Below are 18939 nucleotides of genomic sequence, written 5' to 3' on the forward strand. Positions count from 1 at the left end.
TAAACGAACTGTACAAGCCGCTTCGTTTTGTACAAAGAACTTTTTGTTTTGTAATAAAAGGAAACAACTCTATGCGACGATTGTTTGCTTTGATTTTAGCGATTTGCCTTTGGTTCAATTTTGCCTCCCCAGCAAAAGCTTTAGGGGCTAATTTGACACCGTGTAAGGACAATCCCGCTTTTCAAGAGCTAGCAGCTAATGCCCGTAATACCACTGGTGACCCCGAATCAGGGAGAAAGCGATTTGAGCGTTATTCTCAAGAGCTGTGTGGTCCTGAGGGTTATCCCCACTTGATTGTTGATGGTCGTCTAGATCATGCTGGTGACTTTTTGATCCCTAGCATTCTGTTTCTATATATTGCTGGTTGGATTGGTTGGGTCGGTCGTGCCTATCTGCAAGCGATCAAAAAGGAATCTGACACTGAACTAAAAGAAATCCAAATCGATCTTGGTTTGGCACTACCGATCATGCTGTCAGGCTTTACTTGGCCAGTAGCAGCAGTCCAAGAACTTCTCTCTGGAAAATTAACAGCCAAGGATTCAGAAATTCCCATTTCCCCCCGCTAAATCAGCTTAACTAATTCATTTGTATTGGAGACTAAATTCATGGCAGACAAAGGCGATCAATCAGCCTATTTGATTAAATTCCTTTCCACAGCGCCCGTGGCAGCTACCATCTGGCTGTCGATCACAGCATTTATATTGATTGAATTCAACCTCTTTTTCCCCGACCTACTTTTCCACCCACTGCCATAAGTATGAAATGGGATTTAGGACAGTTGAATGTCTTGCTTTTTGCCTAATATTGTGTAATTGATCTATTCAGCTTAATTAGGCAGAATTATCACCAAAATAGGCGGCAAAAATAGTTTTTTGAAACTCGTGATTCTGTTTACAGATCGCGAGTTTCAGAGTTTGAAAACTAGCTAAATTAATTTTTCTAAACTTCCTAGACAAAAGATATCTTTATCCTCAATTATTATTAATATAAAAATGCCACCATTTTAAATTTAGAGGCAAACATAAAATATGGCACAAGCAGTAGATGCATCAAAGAATCTTCCTAGCGATCCCAGAAATCGGGAAGTTGTTTTTCCCGCATTCCGTGATCCACAAATAGGGAACCTAGAAACCCCGATTAATGCTTCTCCCTTGAGCAAGTGGTTTATTAATAACTTACCTGCCTATCGCCCAGGTCTGTCTCCTGGTAGACGTGCGCTAGAAATAGGCATGGCTCACGGTTACTGGATATTTGGCCCCTTTGCCAAATTAGGACCACTGCGGGACACAGCTAATGCTAACTTAGCTGGATTACTGGCAGCTATGGGCTTGGTTGTGCTTCTCACTGCTGGTTTATCTCTGTATGCGAATAGCAATCCTCCCAAAGCACTTCCTAGTGTTACCGTACCCAATCCTCCGGCAGATGCTTTTAACTCTAAAGAAAGCTGGAACAATTTCGCCAGCTCTTTTTTGATTGGTGGTATTGGTGGTGCAGTAGTCGCTTACTTTTTGACTAGCAATTTGGCATCAATTCAAGGTCTATTTGGTTAATTACTAGGAGTTAGGAGTTAAGAGTTGAAATTCATAACTTCTAACTCTTAACTGGAGGCGGAGCAATTCCAAGCTCCGCTCCTAACTTATTTAAATAAAACCGCTTCAATATCATTTAAGGCAGTTTCAAAATCGTCATTAACGATTTGAATATCAAATTCAGCTGCGGCTTGAATTTCTTCTTGGGCGCGGAGTAGACGACGGGCGATCGCTTCTTCAGAGTCTTGGCCGCGATCGCGTATCCGTTTCTCTAATTCATCAAAAGAAGGCGGTAAAATAAAAATGCTGAGGGCACTGGGGAAGGAAGCACGAATTTGTCTTGCCCCTTCTAGTTCAATTTCCAGCACTACCAACTTACCGGAATTAATTTGGTTAAGCACAGCTTCACGGGGAGTGCCGTAATAGTTACCAGCAAATTCTGCCCATTCTAAAAATTCAGCTTCAGCAAGTAATTGTTCAAACTTGCTGCGGCTGATAAAGTAATAATTTTTGCCATCGATTTCCCCTGGACGAGGAGAACGAGTTGTCACGGATACAGAATAATATAGTTCTGGATGACCTTGTAGGAGCGATCGCATTAGAGTGCCTTTACCGACCCCACTGGGGCCAGTTAAAACAATTAACCTGCCTAAATGTAAGCATTCTTCGCTACTAGCACTACTTTGGATGGGTAAAACTGGCATTATCCCTTCAACCTGTGAATCAATCAATAGATATTATTCATTAGTCTTGTGTTCCTGGCCTAGTGCACTAATGACTAAAGAATTTGTAGCAAGGGTGACAGAAAACTCGTTTAATTCACATAGTACTGCCCATAGGGTGCAAATAGAAGTGGAATTGTTAATCGACTGCTAGTCAATTTTCTACAGTTTGATGATCGCGGGAAATCACAAAGCGATTTGCTACTGTTTCTGGCTGAATCGCCGACAGAATTACGTGGCTGGAATCAGTGATAATTACAGCTCTAGTCCGACGACCGTAAGTTGCATCAATCAGTTGACCTCTGTCCCGTGCATCGGTAATAATCCGCTTAATCGGGGCAGACTCTGGACTGACAATGGCAACTACTCGGTTGGCAGACACGATGTTACCAAAGCCGATGTTGATTAACTGAATGTCCATAAAAAAACTGACGCCAAACGCAGTTTGAGAAGCTTAAAATAAACTTATCCTCATGTTATCGCCAAAAAACGGGAGTTACAACGCTTAAATTCAAGCCAGCCTTGGTTTTTAAATAATCTCTACTTTTTTTAGCTGTTTATCAGCTATATTTCCTGAAAATCTTCCCAAAGACATAGGCTAAATCATACTTATACAGCAATACGCTTGGGTTAAGAAAAATAGTAGCTTGGGTTGAGCAATAGCGAAACCCAACAAATGGTTGATAATCTTGGGTTCCCCTGGGCGATCTTGCTACGTTCCTGAACCCAACCTACACCAGTTTTAGTTTTTAGCCTTAACTGATTTTAATTATGAATTATGAATTAATAATTATGAATTAGGTTGAGCTTGTTCATGAAAACTTTTCTTAGTTATGGACTTTATCAATAAATAAATGGTGGTAAATAATCCACATCTAAAATTTTCTCAATCTTATAAGGACAAGTTTGCGGAAAACAATTTAATCCACTTTTCTTTTTTGCTTGTCGTAGCGCATCAATGTAGACTTCTTCAAGCACTGTAAGCAGATAGTTGTAGAGGTTTTTAGATTTGGTTAATTTCCTGAGTTCCACCCGAAAATTATCAATTTCCACTTCCCAATGATTTTTACATTCAGGAAGACTCCAATGTTGATACAAAAGCAGATGTTTGAGAAGTTGCAGTAAATAACTTTCGAGCTTGTGTTTCTGTTCATTACCCAATCTTTCAATCTCCTCAATCAAATGCTCCCAATCAAGATGCTCTAAATCTCGTTCTTGCAATTGTTTCAACGTAGTTTCTAACCACAAGTGATAATCCTGTTCATAGATAATTTGAGTAAGTATTTTAGACATTATTTAATATTTTCCTAATTTACGAAGATTTGGAATTAGGTTTTTTTGACGTACACTTCCCGCTTGACAATCCCGTAACCAAGTTTTAACCCCTTGGGCAACAGTACCGTTACTACTATCGCGTGGCGGGGATAGTGGCTGCTGTGTTGAATGGGAACCAATTTGAGAAAACATCATTACTAGTTGCCAACCACTTTTAGTTTTAGTCAACAACAGCCAGTGGAACTCCTGCAATTCTACGGCTTTTTTTCCGATGTACTGCCGCTCCAAGGTAGTAAAGAAAACTTGCTCAACTGCTGATGTAGCACTTTTAGACGCATCTGCACTATATTCTTCAAGGTTAAGGGGCAGAGGAGTAAACTCAGGTCTTCCTGCCACTAGCATATAACTGTAAAAATCACTGCTTCTACTGAGGCGGCGGGCGCGTTGACTGACACGGTTCGTATAACTAGGTAAATCTTGCAGTAGCTGTATAGTTAATATTTCTAAATTTTGCTCCGAACACAAAGACCTCGCCCCACCGTTGACATTTTCCTTTTCTGCGATCGCAGAAGGTTTGGGGGTGAAGTTTATCGAGAACGCCGGGTAAGCAAGGCTATTTGCTCCTAAAACCCAGAAGCCACAAGCTAAAAGCCAACTATAGTTTTTATTCCTGAGCGAAAAGGCAAGATTTTTCTCCCCTACACCCTGCGCCCTGTCCCCGTGCTTGTGACTGACTCCTGCTTTCATGCGATCGCAGTTAACTCCTCAGAAATCCGCTTCCAGGCTAACTCCGGCTCAGTAGCAGTAGTAATGGGACGCCCAATCACTAGATAATCTGCACCAGCAATAATTGCTTGGGCTGGGGTCAGCGATCGCTTTTGATCACCTTTCTCTGACCAAGTTGGTCTAACCCCCGGACAAACAAGCAAAAAGTCATTTCCACAAGTTTGCCGCAACTGTGCCACTTCTTGGGGCGAACAAACTGCCCCATCTAATCCGGCCTTTTTAGCCAGCAGTGCCATTTCTAGGGCGTATTCTGGTAACTCTAGGGGAATCTTTAAATCAAACGCCAATTCCCTAGCAGAAATGCTGGTTAACAAAGTAATCGCAATTAACTTAGGCGGTTTTACCCCTGCTTGGGCAGCCCCTTGCTGTGCCGCCTCTGTTGCATATCTCAAAGCTTCTTTACCAGATGCAGCGTGAATTGTCAACAAATCTACCTCGTAACTAGCTGCACTACGACAAGCACCAGCGACTGTATTCGGGATGTCGTGAAACTTTAAATCTAGGAAAATGCGCTTTTGCCGAGACTTTAACACTTCTAGAATTTTTGGGCCTGTGCTGGTAAACAACTCTAAGCCGACTTTCCACCAAATCACTTGCGGAAGTTGATCTAAAAGAGCGATCGCACTTTGTTCATCCGGCACATCCAAAGGCACAATAACTCGTTGTTCTGCGTTCATTTGCGATTCCCCATTTAAACTAAACGCACAAACTTATTTTTCCCAACTTGTAAAACCTTACCTTGTAACTCACCCAGAGAAGCAAAAGTCGTATCAACATCGGTAATGCGATCGCCATCTAAGCGTACCCCACCCTCTTGAATTTTCCGCTTTCCTTCCCCGGTACTTTTACACAAGCCAGTGGCATTGAGAATATAGGCTAACTTAGTCGGAAACTGCTGCACGCCAGAAGAAAGAGAAAATTCTGGAACTGCACCTTCCTTTCCGCCGCTTTGGGCTGCTTCTTTCGCTTCTTGGGCTGCGGTTTCGCCGTGGTACTGTTTGACAATTTCCCATGCTAGGAGTGTTTGGCGATCGCGGGGATTTTCTGGCAGTTTATCCAAAGGTAAATCCGTCAACAGTTCAAAATACTGTGACAGCAGATGATCGGGAACTCCTTGTAACTTTTGGTACTTTTGTCCTGGGTGTTCCGACAACCCAATATAATTATCTAAAGACTTGGACATTTTTTGCACCCCATCCGTGCCAATCAAAATCGGCAGCAGCATCCCAAATTGGGGCTTTTGACCAAAATGGCGCTGCAAATCTCTGCCCACAGCAATGTTAAATTTCTGATCAGTCCCTCCCAATTCCACATCTGCCTCAACGGCAACCGAATCAAAACCTTGCATTAACGGGTAGAGGAACTCATGGATAAAAATCGGATTCTCTTTTTTATAGCGATCGGCAAATCCTTCCTTCGCCAACATCTGCCCCACCGTCATCGTCGAGAGGAACTCCAAAATTTTCTCTAAGTTTAGCCCAGCCAGCCATTCGGAGTTATAGCGCACCTCTAACCTTCCTGGTGTGTCAAAATCCAAGATAGGACGTACTTGATCAAGATAAGTCTGAGCATTTTGGGCGACATCTGCTTCTGTAAGTTGACGACGCACCTCAGATTTACCAGTCGGATCGCCAATGCGTGCGGTAAAATCTCCAATAATTAGAACTGCTATATGACCTGCATCTTGAAACGATCGCAGTTTCCGTACTGGTATGCTATGACCGAGATGAATATCAGTACCCGTTGGGTCAATCCCTAATTTGATCCTCAAAGGTTGGTTTGTAGTTAGCAAACGCTTTTCTAGACTTTCACTGTTAGCATCAAGTGGTTGTGGGAAAACTTCTACTACACCACGACGCAGCCAAGCAAAATCTGGTGTCATACTAGAAAATCCACTGTTAGCGATGTTTTGCACACTAGAAGTTAAGTTGGTTATAAACACTTGCAATTTATCCACTTTCTCATCTGCCAAACTACTATAATTGCAAAAAATTAACCGCCTTGCTTCGCCGAATCAATTACAGTTAAATTTACAAGTGAGGAAGTGTAATAGCCGTGTCGTCGTCTAGGACTTTTGAAGATAAGCAGCCACAACGTCGGGCTTCATCAGGTTTTGAGTTTATAAAAGGAGTCGGTCAGGTAACTGGCGGTACTCTCCTCTCAATCACCATGCTGGCAAGTTCCATTGTAGCCGGAGGACTGGTTGGTTTAGCAATTAGTTTCCGTAATTTGCCAGATGTGAGACAGTTACGTAACTTCTTTCCCTCGGAAACAACTTACATCTATGACGTTAAGGGTAAACTTTTAACGAGTATCCACGGAGAAGCCAACCGAGAAGTCGTACCCCTAGATAGAATTTCCCCGAATCTGAAACGGGCGGTATTGGCAAGTGAAGATAACCACTTTTACGATCACCACGGTATTAACCCCGTCGGCGTTGGGCGGGCTATAGTAGTTAACGCGACAGCACATGGAGTGCGAGAGGGTGGCTCTACTGTCACCATGCAATTGGTAAAAAACCTGTTTTTATCTCGCAAGCGTGTCTTTACCCGCAAGCTAGCAGAGGCGGTGCTGGCAATCCGGTTAGAGCAAATTCTCAATAAAGACCAAATTTTAGAAATGTACCTCAATCAAGTTTATTGGGGTCATAACAATTATGGTGTACAAACGGCAGCACGCAGTTACTTTAATAAGTCAGCAGAATATTTAACCTTGGGTGAGTCAGCAATGATGGCGGGTTTGATTCAAGCACCAGAAGAATTCAGCCCCTTTGTGAGCATGAAGCTGGCAAAACAGAAAGAAAAAGAAGTGCTGAAACGGATGATGGATTTAAACTGGATCAGCCAGTCAGAGTATGACAATGCCCTCAAGCAAGAAATCAAACTTGGTAAAATCAAATCCTTTCAAGGTAGTGCCCTACCTTATGTAACTAATACTGTAGCGCAGGAGTTAGCTAAGAAATTTGGGCGTGAAACACTACTCAAAGGTGGGATGCGAGTTCAAACTACAGTTGATGCCGACTTCCAAATGATGGCAGAAGAAACTGTCAGTAAGTGGCATAAATCACTCCTAGAGCAGGGATTATCTAGGAATCAAATGGCGCTGGTGGCAATTGATCCGCGCACACATTTTATCAAAGCACTGGTGGGTGGTATAGATCCTAAGACCAGTGAATTCAATCGTGCAACTCAATCTCAACGCCAGCCCGGATCTTCTTTTAAACCATTTGTATATTATACTGCTTTTGCTACTGGTAAATATACGGCAGACTCAACGGTAGTAGATGCCCCAGTTAGTTATCGAGATGGTAACGGTTGGTACTCTCCCAGAAATTATGATGCGACTTTTAGAGGAGAGATGTCAATCCGCACAGCTATATCCCAATCGCGCAACATTCCCGTGATCAAGATTGGTAAGGCTGTGGGGATGAATAGAGTTATAGAAACTTGCCGTACCTTGGGAATTATGAGTCCGATGGAACCAGTGTCTTCTTTGCCACTTGGTGCAATTGGTGTTACCCCTCTGGAAATGGCTAGTGCCTATGCTACCTTTGCTAATTATGGCTGGCAATCTCCACCAACTGTAATTGCCCGTGTCACCGATAGTAGTGGCAACGTGTTGCTAGATAACACCCCTAAACCCCAGCTAGTTCTCGATCCTTGGGCATCAGCAGCCATTATCGATGTGATGCGATCGGTAATCTCTGAAGGTACAGGTAAAGGTGCTGCGATCGGTCGTCCAGCCGCAGGGAAGACGGGAACAACATCATCAGAAAAAGATATTTGGTTTGTTGGCACTGTGCCACAGTTAACAACTGCTGTCTGGGTAGGGAGAGACGACAACAGACAATTAGCTGATCATGCCACAGGTGGTGTTTTGGTTGCTCCCATTTGGAAAGATTTTATGCAGAAGGCACTTAAGAACATACCGGTAGAAAACTTCAAGCCACCTTCGCAGTTTTCTCGCCCCAAGTCACAATAATTTTAGATTTTAGATTTTAGATTAATTGCCAATCCAAAATCCAAAATTCAAAATCTAAAATTCACTAGGGCTGTTTTTCTAGCTCGGCTTTCATCCGTTCTAAAGTGAGGTGCATTTGATCAAACATTTGTTGAGGGGTAACACCGAACTGACCTAATTGTGTTTTAAGTTGTTCTACTGTCATTTGTGCCATGAAATCTTCTGATAGCTCGAAGCGCTTCATAAAGATACGATACCGATCCATCATGGCTTCCATTTGCTCAATAAACAGCTTTTTGCCATCGCGGTCAAATTTGCCGTAGCCGTTGCCAAGCTTAATCAGCGCTTGATAATCCTCAAACAGCTGTTTTGCTTCTTGCTGAATTATTTCAGAATCGAAGAATCCCATATTGCTTATATTAGACTGAGCGCCCAGACTCAGTAGCTTAATAGTTTTACTTCTATTTTTATTTTAGTCTAGGGGAGTAATCTAGTCACGAAGCTTCGGTTTTAGTACGGTTTGTTACCGAAATTTCAACACTTGACTTGAGAACGTTTCCTCTCGCTAAACCGACTTAATAAAGGTCTGTGAAACTTACTCAAATTTCTTCAAATACTAAATCGTGGGACTTCCTAAGCTGTTACGTATACAATTTGCATTGTCAGGGCGGGCTTTCCAGTCCACCCCACAATCATTAGGACTTACGCAAAATACCTCTCAAATACTGATTTCCACCGTTGGCGCAGCGTCTCCCCAACTCTACGAGACGCTACGCGAACATTTGAAATTTTGAATGAGTGAGTTTTGAATTGTTTCTGTGCCTTTTGGGTGTCTTATTGTAGAAACTGTGGTATTGGTAGATTTGTTAGAAATATGTTGACTAAGCGTAAAAGTCGAAGTGTTGCTGCTGTTTTAGCTTTTTCTGGCACACTGACAATTTCTGGATTACATAAATTCTATCTGGGACAGCCGTTGTGGGGTGTTTTGTATCTGTTGCTTTTCTGGACGCCTATCCCAAAGATAGCTAGTGCCATTGAGGGAGTTTGGTATTTAACCCAAGACGAAGAAGCTTTCGATCGCAATTTTAATCTAGGCAAGTCAGGGCCAAGAAACTCACTCAGGGTAAGTAATCAGGTAGGAGCGATCGCTGATGCAATGCGAGAATTAGATGCTCTGCGCCAGGATGGACTGATTTCAGAGTATGAATTTGAGCAAAAGCGCCGCCAATTGCTAGACCAGATTTCTTGAGGTAAGCGACAATCATGAATAACTGGCTACCTTTGAACCCCAGGCTGCAAAAACTCCGCGCCAAGCTGCTTAATGATCCCTACTATCGCCTCCAATCTGGGGAAGAAATTCAGATAGCGGCCAAATTAGGTATTCGGATTGATGCTAATCAAGCGACTGTAGATGATTGGTTACGCCTACCAGGATTGTCAATTCATCAAGCGCGATCGCTTGTGGAACTTTCGCGATCGGGTGTTAAATTTTACTGTATTGAAGATATCGCTGCGGCTTTGGGTATGCCAGCGCCGCGCCTGGAGCCATTAAAGCCTCTGCTGAATTTTATTTACTATGACCACGAATCTCTAGAAAATCCGATTCATTTAGTCAACCCGAACACAGCAACAGTTGAAAAATTAGCACAAATTCCATTTATGGATTTGTCTTTAGCGCAAGCAGTGGTTCAAAATCGGCAATCAGCTGGCCTTTATCGTAACCTGGCTGATTTCCAACGGCGGTTAGAGTTAACTGGTGATGCGATCGCTCAGATGATGTATTATTTAAGGTTTTAAACAGTTAGTTGCTAGTTAGATTGCTCCAGTTAATGGGAAAGCTATATACAGGCAAATATTTCGGAATCACCAATTTTTCGGGTATTATAGTTAGCGTCTTGACCATCAATGCCATAAGCGAAAACCAAGCTCATAGGTATATGTTGCATCGCCTTTGGCGTCTCCCCTTGGGAGAAGAAAAAGATTTGGGTCTTGGGAACCAGGACTTCTGCCCTTGGAGGGAATGTCAGACCAATAGAACTACCGAGTCCTGGAGGCTATTCCCGATGAATTGGGAAGCCCCGTCCGTCTATAGGGTGGGGTAGTTCACATGAACCCAATGCGGTCGAGAGGCCAAAAGCGAAACGTTGCCCGACCGATAATATTTTTTCTAGGTAAAAAGCCCCAATAGCGAGAGTCATTACTATCGTTGCGGTTATCGCCCATGACAAAAAATTCGTCTTCTGGGACTTTTACTGGTTGATATGGCTGATTTGGGGGTTCAGCAATGTAGTCTTCTGCCAAGGGCTGACCGTTAAGATAGACTTTGCCATGAGCAACACTAATTACCTCACCAGACTTGCCAATAACCCGCTTGATAAAGGCTTGGTCTTTGGGATATCCTCGACGTTGTAGTTCTGCGGATGGCTGAAAAACAATAATATCTCCAGTTATGGGAGGGTGAAAATGGTAAGAGATTTTTTCAATTACCAAGCGATCGCCTGTATGTAAGGTGGGTAACATCGAGTCAGAAGGTATATAGCGGGGTTCGGCGATAAAAGTCCGAATCAGAAATGCCAAACATAAGGCGATCGCAATTAAAATCAGATTTTCTTGCCAACTACGCCATACTTTTAACGACGCACGGTCTTCTTTTGCATCACTTTCGTGAGGAATCATAAAAGTTTCTAGCCAGTTTCAGAAGTGGGACAAATACCTTGATTATTTTGACTCAAAAGGTATGCTGATAGGCAAGCTGGTTTCTGTACGAATTCATACAGATATTAAATAATACAGTTATTCCATTTACTAAAGATAAGCAAAAGTACTATAAATAAACAATCACTTGTCTAAAGCAATATCACCTAATGATGAGGATTCCTAGATAGATAATTAAAAATCTTAATTCTAATTGCTGCAATTATAAGGCCAGTTATGAGATAATCTTCAATTTTGCTTTTTTAGCAGAAAATTGGTCGTTGAGTGGCAAAACAGTTTACCCAATGTCTCACAATATCTGCTTCACTTTATCGAAAAAAGGCAGAGGCCAGTCTTGCTGGAAGCTGAGTTGGAATAAAATATATTATTAAGTGATATTACAGAAAACTCATCTCCATTTCAAGGTACTTTTAAATACATAACTCTCGCTTCATTTGGTGTCATTAGTAAAAAATATTACATTTAAATGTAATATTTAGTGCTTTAATAGATACCATACTATTGGTGCGATTTTCACCACTTGCCTATATATGCGATTATTTTCCGTAATTACACGGTGACAGTGCATCTTAAATTGTACTATTAATATGATATAAATCTCCTTAATTATTGAGAAAAACATTAACAGACAGAAAGCTACTAGCAATTTAGGCTAAAGTATCAGCATCAAAAGTAGAACTAAACTGCCGAGAAAATTATTTTTATTAAATGGCTCAAAAGTATCTGGATTAAGGAATAAGTATCCCTTGGCAATGAGAAACTATATTGAATGAATTTTCGTCTTTCTATTTCAGAGAAAGTACAAGGCAACATTCTCTTAGTTGGCAATTTAACTTTTTCTTAAAAAGTAAGTAATGGCAGCACGTAGTAAAATCTATCTTATCAAGAATAAAACTAATAGTTTATTAGACTCTTTCTTGAAATATCCTCCGCAGCTTTTAAGTAGTTTTGTATATTAATCAAATAATTCACTAAGCTGTAAATTATACAACTTTCCTGTCAGAAAGTCTTGCTATAAAAACTTCAGTCCACGAAAAATGCAAATTGTAGGCTCGACAGTTTAGCTCATCTTATTTGCAAAGCTCTAAAACTTGAAAGGATAATGCTGCCTTAGCGATGAAGTGAAAGACAGTAACTAATTTAAAGCTGCTATTAAGAGGATTTTGGGGTGTGGTTAATTATCTGATTGTGTTCCTTCTTAAGACTTCTTGCATAAAGTCTTGTCGATTGTGAGTTTCTATTCCAATTTTCGGGATTACCAGAAAGCAACTGGATCTAAATATCTAAAAAAATGTGCTATAACGTACCGTCATAACCGTAGTTGATGGTTCGATCTTTGAAGGAGCTATCAGGTGGAAAACAATAAGTCGTTTCTGTGGCCAGAAGGAATATTAATTGCGCTACTTGCCTTAGGTGGTGTTTTTAGCCTTGCTTTCATGATGCTTCTAAGGCCAAATGCTTCCGAGGCTCAGAGTAGACAAAGTATAAATGTTAAGGATGTAGCTGCAAACATAGGAACTCAGCAACGCATTCAGAAATTAAAAGCGGCGATGCTTACAAGTTGGCAGCAAGAAGCACAAACAAAGGGACTATCCTACCCTCTACCATCACGTTTTCAAGGGGCAATAATTGAGAGTGCAAAACTTACTCAGGGTGAGAAAGTGATTGCTCTCACTTTTGATGATGGTCCTTGGCCTGAAACTACAGAGCAAGTACTAGATATTCTCAAAGCAAATAATATCAAAGGGACGTTTTTTGTCGTCGGGCAGAATCTAAAAAATTATCCAGAAATAGGAAAGCAGATTGTCGCTCAAGGTCACGTTATTGGCAACCATACTTGGCATCACTGGTATCACTTCTTTAATCCACAAGCAGCTGCTTTTGAAATTGATCGCACAGAAGACCTAATTTATCAAGTTACAGGTGCTAAAACAAATCTGTTCCGACCGCCTGGGGGTGTCATGCACAATGGATTAGTTGCTTATGCTAAAGGCCAAAAATATGCTGTGGTGATGTGGTCAGCTGACTCTACAGACTACAAGCAGCCAGCTGTTCCAAAGTTAATCAATAACGTGATTAAAGATTCAAAACCTGGTGGGATTGTGCTAATGCATGATGGTGGTGGGAACCGTTCTAAAACTATACAAGCTTTACCAGAACTTATTAGCAATTTTAGAAAGCAAGGCTATCATTTTGTTACTATTCCCGAACTTTTAGAAATAGAAGATGCAGACCAAAAGTTGCTTGCTAAGAAAAAGCAATAATTATGAGTTATGCTTAATTGGTTAATAGTAATTGGCTAAAAATTAAAATTTATTCATGAAGTATTTAAATTATGTGGGAGCCAGACATTCAAGCATTATCGATGCTTTTGGGAATGATATTTGGAGCATATCTTTTTGGAGGAGCATTTGCTGGAATAGCTACTCTAATTGTCACAAGACAAAGCAATTTTTTTATTGAAATACTTAGACTATTAATTGGTTTTATCGGAGGGTATGAAGGTTTACTAATTCTTGGAATTTTTCTTCAGGAAGATTCATTTAAAAATCCAAATAAAATACTTAAACTAATTATTGATTTTCATTATGCAATACTTAAAGTAATTATTAATTATCCTCAAATAGGTATTTTAGGGGCAATAGGTGCAAGTATAGCTATATTTATGATGAGAAAGGTATTTCGCTGGCGTTCATAAATTCCTAAACTATAATACAATAAATACAGTGTAAGTTAAGCATTTCTTTCTTCTCTTTCTTCTCTTCCTTCGCGTCCTTTGCGTCCTTCGCGGTTCGTTAAAAAAATTAATTTTGCAAGTTGAATGAGGTAGAAAAACCCCACCCCCAACCCCCTGCCCGCAAGCGAGGAGGGGACTATGATGTACCTCATCTGATTCTGTCTAATGACTAGTTACTAAACTGAACTCAGTTGTTTTTTTTTCAGGATCAGCTTCTGGACTATCAGCTTCAGAAGGCGGAACTAACTGCCAGAATTTCGGCAAGAATTCTTGCCAGTTTTGCAGAATTTTCTTCGCCTTTGGTGAACCAGTGCGTTCCGCATGAATTTGGATTAACTCTTGCAACTGCTTTGCACCTACTTCTGTAATCACTCGCTGCATTTTGACAATTTCCGGGTTGACTAACTCACGAAATAAGTCGTCTTCATCTAAGAAGTATGCTAGTCCACCAGTCATTCCGGCTGCTACGTTACGCCCTACTTTGCCCAGGACGACAATTACACCACCAGTCATATATTCGCAGCAGTGATCCCCAGCGCCTTCAATTACTGCTATGCCTTTGGAATTTCTCACAGCAAAGCGTTCTCCTGCTAGTCCGTTGGCAAATAATATGCCACCAGTCGCACCATAGAGGCACGTATTGCCAACTATCACGTTTTGTGATGCGTTATAAGTAGCATCAGTTGGAGGTTTGATGATGATTTCACCACCATGCATACCTTTACCTACGTAGTCGTTTGCCTCTCCTTGTAGGGTCAGAATTATACCAGGAAGGTTGAACGCACCAAAGCTTTGCCCAACACTGCCTGTAAAGTTGAGATTAATTTTTCCTTCAAAGCCTCTGTCACCATATTGAGAAGCGATCGCACCCGCTAATCTTGTACCTACTGTTCTGTCAGTATTGACAATAGGATAAGTCTTGGTGACAGTAGATTGGTTGCGAATGGCAGCTTGAATGTCGGGATCAGCAAGAAATTTGTCATCTAAAACTACGCCGTTGCTGTGGACTTCTTCATGCAGCAACCAGCTACGATTTTCTCTGGTATCTGGTAGCTGAAGTAAACAGTCCAGGTTTAATGATTGCGTTTTGGTGAGTTTTGCCTCTGGGCGCAGTTTCAACAAATCTGCACGTCCAATGATTTCTGATAAAGAACGGTAGCCAAGTCGGGCTAACAAACTACGCACTTCTTCGGCGATGAAGTAGAAGAAGTTGACAACTTGTTCCGGCATACCTGTAAACCGCTTGCGGAGTTCTTCTTTCTGAGTAGCAACACCTACAGGGCAGGTGTTCATGTGGCAAACTCGCGCCATAATACAACCTTCAGCAATCATGGCGATGGAACCGAAACCGAATTCTTCACCGCCCATCAATGCACCTATTACCACATCCCAGCCACTCTTCAGACCGCCATCTACGCGTAAAATCACGCGATCGCGCAGGCTATTTTCCATCAAGACGCGATGCACTTCACTTAAACCCAATTCCCACGGTGAACCAGCGTGTTTAATCGAACTTAGTGGTGATGCACCTGTACCACCATCATGACCAGAAATCTGGATGATATCAGCGTTTGCCTTAGCTACACCAGCCGCGATCGTGCCAATGCCAACTTCGGCAACTAGCTTCACCGATACCTTTGCTTTGGGGTTAATTTGGTGGAGATCAAAAATCAGTTGTGCTAGGTCTTCAATAGAATAAATATCGTGGTGCGGTGGCGGCGAAATCAGCGTTACACCTGGCTTTGAGCGCCTTAACATCGCAATGTATTGGCTCACCTTCGGACCTGGTAGTTGTCCACCTTCCCCAGGCTTGGCACCTTGGGCAATTTTGATTTCAATTTGTTTGGCGTTGACTAGATACTCTGGCGTGACTCCAAAGCGTCCCGATGCAATTTGCTTGATGGCACTATAAGCTTTATCACCATTTCGCAATCCTTTTAAATGAGGTAGGGTTGGCGAGTGACCAGACTCGTCTACATCATCTAAAACTGTATACCGCACTGGGTCTTCGCCACCTTCTCCAGAATTTGATTTACCGCCAATCCGGTTCATGGCGATCGCTAAAGTTTCATGGGCTTCTCTTGACAAAGCGCCTAAAGACATCCCACCTGTACAGAAGCGTTTGACAATTTCAGCTACTGACTCCACTTCTTCTAGAGGAATTGGTGTGGAATCACCTTGGAAGTCCAGCAAGTCCCGCAAAGCTGTTACTGGTCTACCTTGGAGATGCTTTTTATAAACTTCGTAGTGGTCGTAGTTTTTGCCATCTAGAGCCTTATGCAGCGCCTTGACCATTTCGGGGCTATTCATGTGGTACTCGCCGCCGGGACGGTACTGCACAAAGCCCAGGTTTTCTAACTTATTGGTCGTGAGTTCTGGGAAAGCCTTGCTGTGGAAAGAAAGTACTTCATCAGCAAGTTCAGTAACACTCAAACCCCCGATGCGGGAAGTCGTACCACGAAATCCTAGTTCTATTAAATCCCCACCGATGCCAATAGCTTCAAATATTTGGGCTGCTTGATAGCTGGAGAGCAGAGAAATTCCCATTTTGGAGAGAATTTTTAGTAAACCTGACTCTACTGCTTGGCGATAGTTTCCTAAAGCTTTTTCTAGGGTGAGGGCTGGAATTTTTTTCACACCCATTAACTTTTGAGTTTTGGGATCAGACCACCAATCGCGCACCGTATCTAAAGCCATATACGGGCAAACTGCACCAGCACCGTAGCCAATCAGACAAGCAAAGTGATGAGTACTCCAGCATTGGGCAGTATTGACGATCAGGGATGTTTTCATTCGCAACCCTTCACGAATCAGGTGGTGATGCACGGCACCCACTGCTAACAGAGGAGGAATGTAGGTGTATTCTGTACTGATACTGTCATTCACCTGTTGGCGTAACCCACCGTAGGCATCGCTTAATATTAAAATCTTTGCACCTGCGCGTACAGATTCGGCTGCTTGTGCTTGTAAAGACTCGACTGCGGCTTTCAATCCTTTTGGGCCAGTAGCGATCGCAAATAGGGTTGACAACTGGGCTGTGGCAAATCCTGACAGCTTAATTGCCTCTAACTCTACCTCTGTCAACAGTGGCGACTCAAGTTTCAATCTCCGCGCATATTCTGGCTTTGGTTCTAATAAGTTACCCCGTTCACCCAGTTCGACTTTCAGAGACATCACTAGCTTTTCCCGGAGGGGATCGATCGCTGGGTTTGTCACTTGAGCAAAGCGCTGTTTGAAATAGTCATAAAGCAGGTGGGGCTTTTGTGACAGAACTGCTAAAGGAATATCATCCCCCATGCAGAAAGTCGGCTCTGAACCTGCGATCGCCATTGGATGAATCACCATTTCTACATCTTCTGTGGTGTAGCCAAAGGCAGTTTGCAGCTGAAGCAAGGTTTGTTTGTCAATTTTCTCAGTTATACTATGCCCGTTACCATTTTCAGCAGGCAGATGACCATTTCCATTAACATCTGAGGGCTGACTACTGATAATTTGTTTGAGTTCTTGACGGTACTCTTGCAGCCATTCACCATAAGGGTGCTGCTTGGCAATGCGCTGTTTAATTTCCCAATTCTTCAGCACTTCATGATTTTCTAAATCCACGGCAATCATTTGCCCTGGGCCAAGTCTACCTTTCTCGACAATATTGGCTTCTGGAAAGTCTACTACACCAGCTTCCGAAGCTACAACAATGTAATCATCTTTGGTGATCAGGTAACGAGCTGGTCTTAAACCATTACGATCTAGTGTTGCGCCAACTTTTTTGCCATCACTGAATACTAAAAGTGCTGGTCCATCCCACGCTTCTTGCAAACCACTGTAATATTCGTAGAAATCAACAATTTCTGGGAAATCACGTAAAGAAGGCTGATTTTGATAAGCCTCTGGAACCATAATCATTAAAGCTTCCAAGGGGCTACGTCCAGAACACACCAGCAATTCCAGTACGTTGTCTAGGGTAGCTGAGTCGCTGTTATCAATATGAACTAATGGCTTAAGTTCGTTGATGCGAGTCTCCTGCACAGAGGCTGCGCCGTTTTCATGCACGGAGGGCTGTACGCCCCATACAGGATGATTCAGGCTAGCTTCTCGTGCCATCATCCAGTTGATGTTACCCAATAAAGTATTAATTTCGCCGTTGTGGCCTAAAAACCGCATTGGTTGAGCTAGAGGCCACTTGGGCATCGTGTTGGTACTAAAGCGGCGGTGATAGACAGCAAAGGCGCTTTTGTAAGCTGGATTTTTTAAATCGTGATAAAAGTTCCCCAAGACGGCAGAACGCACCATGCCTTTATAGACAATTGTGCGATTTGACAAGGAGCAGATATAAAATTCTTCTGAGATGTTGGTTGCAACTTTACTAATTCGGCGGCGGGTAATGTACAACTGTCGTTCCAATTCATCGCCGCTTTTGTCAACAGAAGCTAACAAAACTTGTTCAATCTGGGGTTGATTTTCTTTTGCTTGTACCCCCAGTAAATCAGGTTGCACTGGCACTACTCGCCAACCCAGTACAATCAATTTTTCTTCGACAGCTATTTGCTCAACTATCGTCCTAGTTTTTTGTGCTGCTTCCTGGTTTTGTGGTAGAAAGATCATCCCCACAGCGATCTTATTGGTGGATGGAAATTCCTTCCCCCTTTCGGCAAAGTCTTGTTGGAACAATTCCCAAGGGATAGCTGTCAATACTCCAGCACCATCACCAGAGTCTTGATCAGCGCTACAACCTCCTCGGTGTTCTAAGCAGGTTAAAGCAGCTAAGGCTTTTTCGACAATTTCATGGCTGGTATGATTTTGGCGATGAGCAATAAAACCGACACCACAGGCATCTCGTTCCTCTACTAACCACTTTTGCCCCTGATAGGTATCTCTTGAGTTGATCTTGGCTGTGATATTCTGGTCTTGATTCATCGGTTTATTATTCATACCCTGTTCCTGAAGTATTGAGTTACCAATTTTGCCACTACTTATCGGAAAAAATTTCTACATTTAGCGATGGAGAAATGTATAAGCACCGAAATTTAGGGAAAAAAATTTTAACTTCGGTTTTACTTTATTAGTTCACCCATGTTAAAATACTTACTTATTTCTTCTGTCTTTATGCGGTGTTAGAAAAATTAAATCAGCCAAGACATTATTTTTGCCCTGACAGTTTTCTTTTTATATTGTGAAGCTAAGTATTTTCTCAATCCCCTGTTTCCAGATGCACGCTAGC

The 18939-nt window shown here is 42.2% G+C and carries 17 protein-coding genes; 8 read left to right on the top strand and 9 right to left on the bottom strand.

Features of this window, described 5'->3' with window-relative positions; genetic code table 11:
* Window positions 1-71: 71 nt before the first annotated feature.
* From V7K15_RS14525 to V7K15_RS14535, 3 genes are all read left to right on the top strand, one after another.
* A complete protein-coding gene (locus tag V7K15_RS14525; protein ID WP_334906187.1) occupies window positions 72-566 on the top strand; it encodes a Photosystem I reaction center subunit III in 495 nt (164 codons plus the stop codon).
* Window positions 567-605: 39 nt separating this feature from the next.
* On the top strand, window positions 606-755 hold the full coding sequence (gene psaJ / locus V7K15_RS14530; protein ID WP_292796913.1) for a photosystem I reaction center subunit IX: 150 nt from the start codon (window positions 606-608) through the stop codon (window positions 753-755).
* Between the two features lie 273 nt (window positions 756-1028).
* Entirely contained in the window at window positions 1029-1550 is a 522-nt protein-coding gene (locus tag V7K15_RS14535; RefSeq protein WP_334906188.1) for a photosystem I reaction center protein subunit XI, read from the top strand.
* 86 nt (window positions 1551-1636) lie between these two features.
* On the opposite strand, the gene gmk is transcribed toward V7K15_RS14535, so the two are convergent.
* From gmk to tyrS, 6 genes are all read right to left on the bottom strand, one after another.
* A complete protein-coding gene (gene gmk, locus V7K15_RS14540; RefSeq protein WP_334906189.1) occupies window positions 1637-2233 on the bottom strand; it encodes a guanylate kinase in 597 nt (198 codons plus the stop codon).
* Between the two features lie 172 nt (window positions 2234-2405).
* On the bottom strand, window positions 2406-2672 hold the full coding sequence (gene remA, locus V7K15_RS14545; RefSeq protein ID WP_334790185.1) for an extracellular matrix/biofilm regulator RemA: 267 nt from the start codon (window positions 2670-2672) through the stop codon (window positions 2406-2408).
* A gap of 422 nt (window positions 2673-3094) precedes the next feature.
* Window positions 3095-3544 carry a DUF29 domain-containing protein gene (locus V7K15_RS14550; RefSeq protein ID WP_334906190.1) on the bottom strand — a complete coding sequence of 150 codons (450 nt, stop codon included), beginning with the start codon at window positions 3542-3544 and terminating at the stop codon, window positions 3095-3097.
* A 3-nt stretch (window positions 3545-3547) separates the two neighbouring features.
* Complete coding sequence (locus V7K15_RS14555) at window positions 3548-4273, bottom strand: hypothetical protein (RefSeq protein ID WP_334906191.1); 726 nt, start codon at window positions 4271-4273, stop codon at window positions 3548-3550.
* Window positions 4270-4989, bottom strand: a complete 720-nt coding sequence (gene pyrF, locus V7K15_RS14560; protein ID WP_334906192.1) for an orotidine-5'-phosphate decarboxylase — start codon at window positions 4987-4989, stop codon at window positions 4270-4272. The genes V7K15_RS14555 and pyrF overlap by 4 nt, the downstream gene beginning before the upstream one ends.
* Window positions 4990-5003: 14 nt before the next feature.
* The gene (gene tyrS, locus V7K15_RS14565) at window positions 5004-6194 is read right to left on the bottom strand and encodes a tyrosine--tRNA ligase (protein ID WP_334906251.1); all 1191 of its coding nucleotides are present in this window, start codon (window positions 6192-6194) and stop codon (window positions 5004-5006) included.
* A 173-nt stretch (window positions 6195-6367) separates the two neighbouring features.
* On the opposite strand from tyrS, the gene V7K15_RS14570 reads away from it, so the two are divergent.
* Entirely contained in the window at window positions 6368-8293 is a 1926-nt protein-coding gene (locus V7K15_RS14570; RefSeq protein WP_334906193.1) for a transglycosylase domain-containing protein, read from the top strand.
* Window positions 8294-8357: 64 nt separating this feature from the next.
* Here V7K15_RS14570 and V7K15_RS14575 read toward each other — a convergent pair whose 3' ends face one another.
* On the bottom strand, window positions 8358-8681 hold the full coding sequence (locus V7K15_RS14575) for a DUF1825 family protein (protein ID WP_292796925.1): 324 nt from the start codon (window positions 8679-8681) through the stop codon (window positions 8358-8360).
* 465 nt (window positions 8682-9146) lie between these two features.
* Between V7K15_RS14575 and V7K15_RS14580 the strand changes: the two genes are divergently transcribed.
* Entirely contained in the window at window positions 9147-9521 is a 375-nt protein-coding gene (locus tag V7K15_RS14580) for an NINE protein (protein ID WP_334906194.1), read from the top strand.
* Between the two features lie 14 nt (window positions 9522-9535).
* Window positions 9536-10069, top strand: a complete 534-nt coding sequence (locus V7K15_RS14585) for a ComEA family DNA-binding protein (RefSeq protein WP_334906195.1) — start codon at window positions 9536-9538, stop codon at window positions 10067-10069.
* 306 nt (window positions 10070-10375) lie between these two features.
* Here the strand turns inward: V7K15_RS14585 and lepB are convergent, their stop codons facing one another.
* Window positions 10376-10948 carry a signal peptidase I gene (lepB, locus tag V7K15_RS14590; RefSeq protein ID WP_334906196.1) on the bottom strand — a complete coding sequence of 191 codons (573 nt, stop codon included), beginning with the start codon at window positions 10946-10948 and terminating at the stop codon, window positions 10376-10378.
* Window positions 10949-12339: 1391 nt separating this feature from the next.
* Here lepB and V7K15_RS14595 point away from each other — a divergent pair.
* Complete coding sequence (locus tag V7K15_RS14595) at window positions 12340-13251, top strand: polysaccharide deacetylase family protein (RefSeq protein ID WP_334906197.1); 912 nt, start codon at window positions 12340-12342, stop codon at window positions 13249-13251.
* 71 nt (window positions 13252-13322) lie between these two features.
* Window positions 13323-13685 (top strand): hypothetical protein, encoded by a 363-nt coding sequence (locus V7K15_RS14600; protein WP_334906198.1) that lies wholly within the window; start codon window positions 13323-13325, stop codon window positions 13683-13685.
* 201 nt (window positions 13686-13886) lie between these two features.
* Here the strand turns inward: V7K15_RS14600 and gltB are convergent, their stop codons facing one another.
* Complete coding sequence (gene gltB, locus V7K15_RS14605; protein WP_334906199.1) at window positions 13887-18650, bottom strand: glutamate synthase large subunit; 4764 nt, start codon at window positions 18648-18650, stop codon at window positions 13887-13889.
* Between the last annotated feature and the right edge of the window lie 289 nt (window positions 18651-18939).

The organism is Nostoc sp. (assembly GCF_036919815.1).
Lineage (GTDB): Bacteria > Cyanobacteriota > Cyanobacteriia > Cyanobacteriales > Nostocaceae > Nostoc.

Coding starts and splice junctions, on each gene's coding strand:
- V7K15_RS14525 (WP_334906187.1), top strand. CDS start 72: ATGCGACGATTGTTTGCTTTGATTTTAGCGATTTGCCTTTGGTTCAAT.
- psaJ (WP_292796913.1), top strand. CDS start 606: ATGGCAGACAAAGGCGATCAATCAGCCTATTTGATTAAATTCCTTTCC.
- V7K15_RS14535 (WP_334906188.1), top strand. CDS start 1,029: ATGGCACAAGCAGTAGATGCATCAAAGAATCTTCCTAGCGATCCCAGA.
- gmk (WP_334906189.1), bottom strand. CDS start 2,233: ATGCCAGTTTTACCCATCCAAAGTAGTGCTAGTAGCGAAGAATGCTTA.
- remA (WP_334790185.1), bottom strand. CDS start 2,672: ATGGACATTCAGTTAATCAACATCGGCTTTGGTAACATCGTGTCTGCC.
- V7K15_RS14550 (WP_334906190.1), bottom strand. CDS start 3,544: ATGTCTAAAATACTTACTCAAATTATCTATGAACAGGATTATCACTTG.
- V7K15_RS14555 (WP_334906191.1), bottom strand. CDS start 4,273: ATGAAAGCAGGAGTCAGTCACAAGCACGGGGACAGGGCGCAGGGTGTA.
- pyrF (WP_334906192.1), bottom strand. CDS start 4,989: ATGAACGCAGAACAACGAGTTATTGTGCCTTTGGATGTGCCGGATGAA.
- tyrS (WP_334906251.1), bottom strand. CDS start 6,194: ATGACACCAGATTTTGCTTGGCTGCGTCGTGGTGTAGTAGAAGTTTTC.
- V7K15_RS14575 (WP_292796925.1), bottom strand. CDS start 8,681: ATGGGATTCTTCGATTCTGAAATAATTCAGCAAGAAGCAAAACAGCTG.
- V7K15_RS14580 (WP_334906194.1), top strand. CDS start 9,147: ATGTTGACTAAGCGTAAAAGTCGAAGTGTTGCTGCTGTTTTAGCTTTT.
- V7K15_RS14585 (WP_334906195.1), top strand. CDS start 9,536: ATGAATAACTGGCTACCTTTGAACCCCAGGCTGCAAAAACTCCGCGCC.
- lepB (WP_334906196.1), bottom strand. CDS start 10,948: ATGATTCCTCACGAAAGTGATGCAAAAGAAGACCGTGCGTCGTTAAAA.
- V7K15_RS14600 (WP_334906198.1), top strand. CDS start 13,323: ATGTGGGAGCCAGACATTCAAGCATTATCGATGCTTTTGGGAATGATA.
- gltB (WP_334906199.1), bottom strand. CDS start 18,650: ATGAATAATAAACCGATGAATCAAGACCAGAATATCACAGCCAAGATC.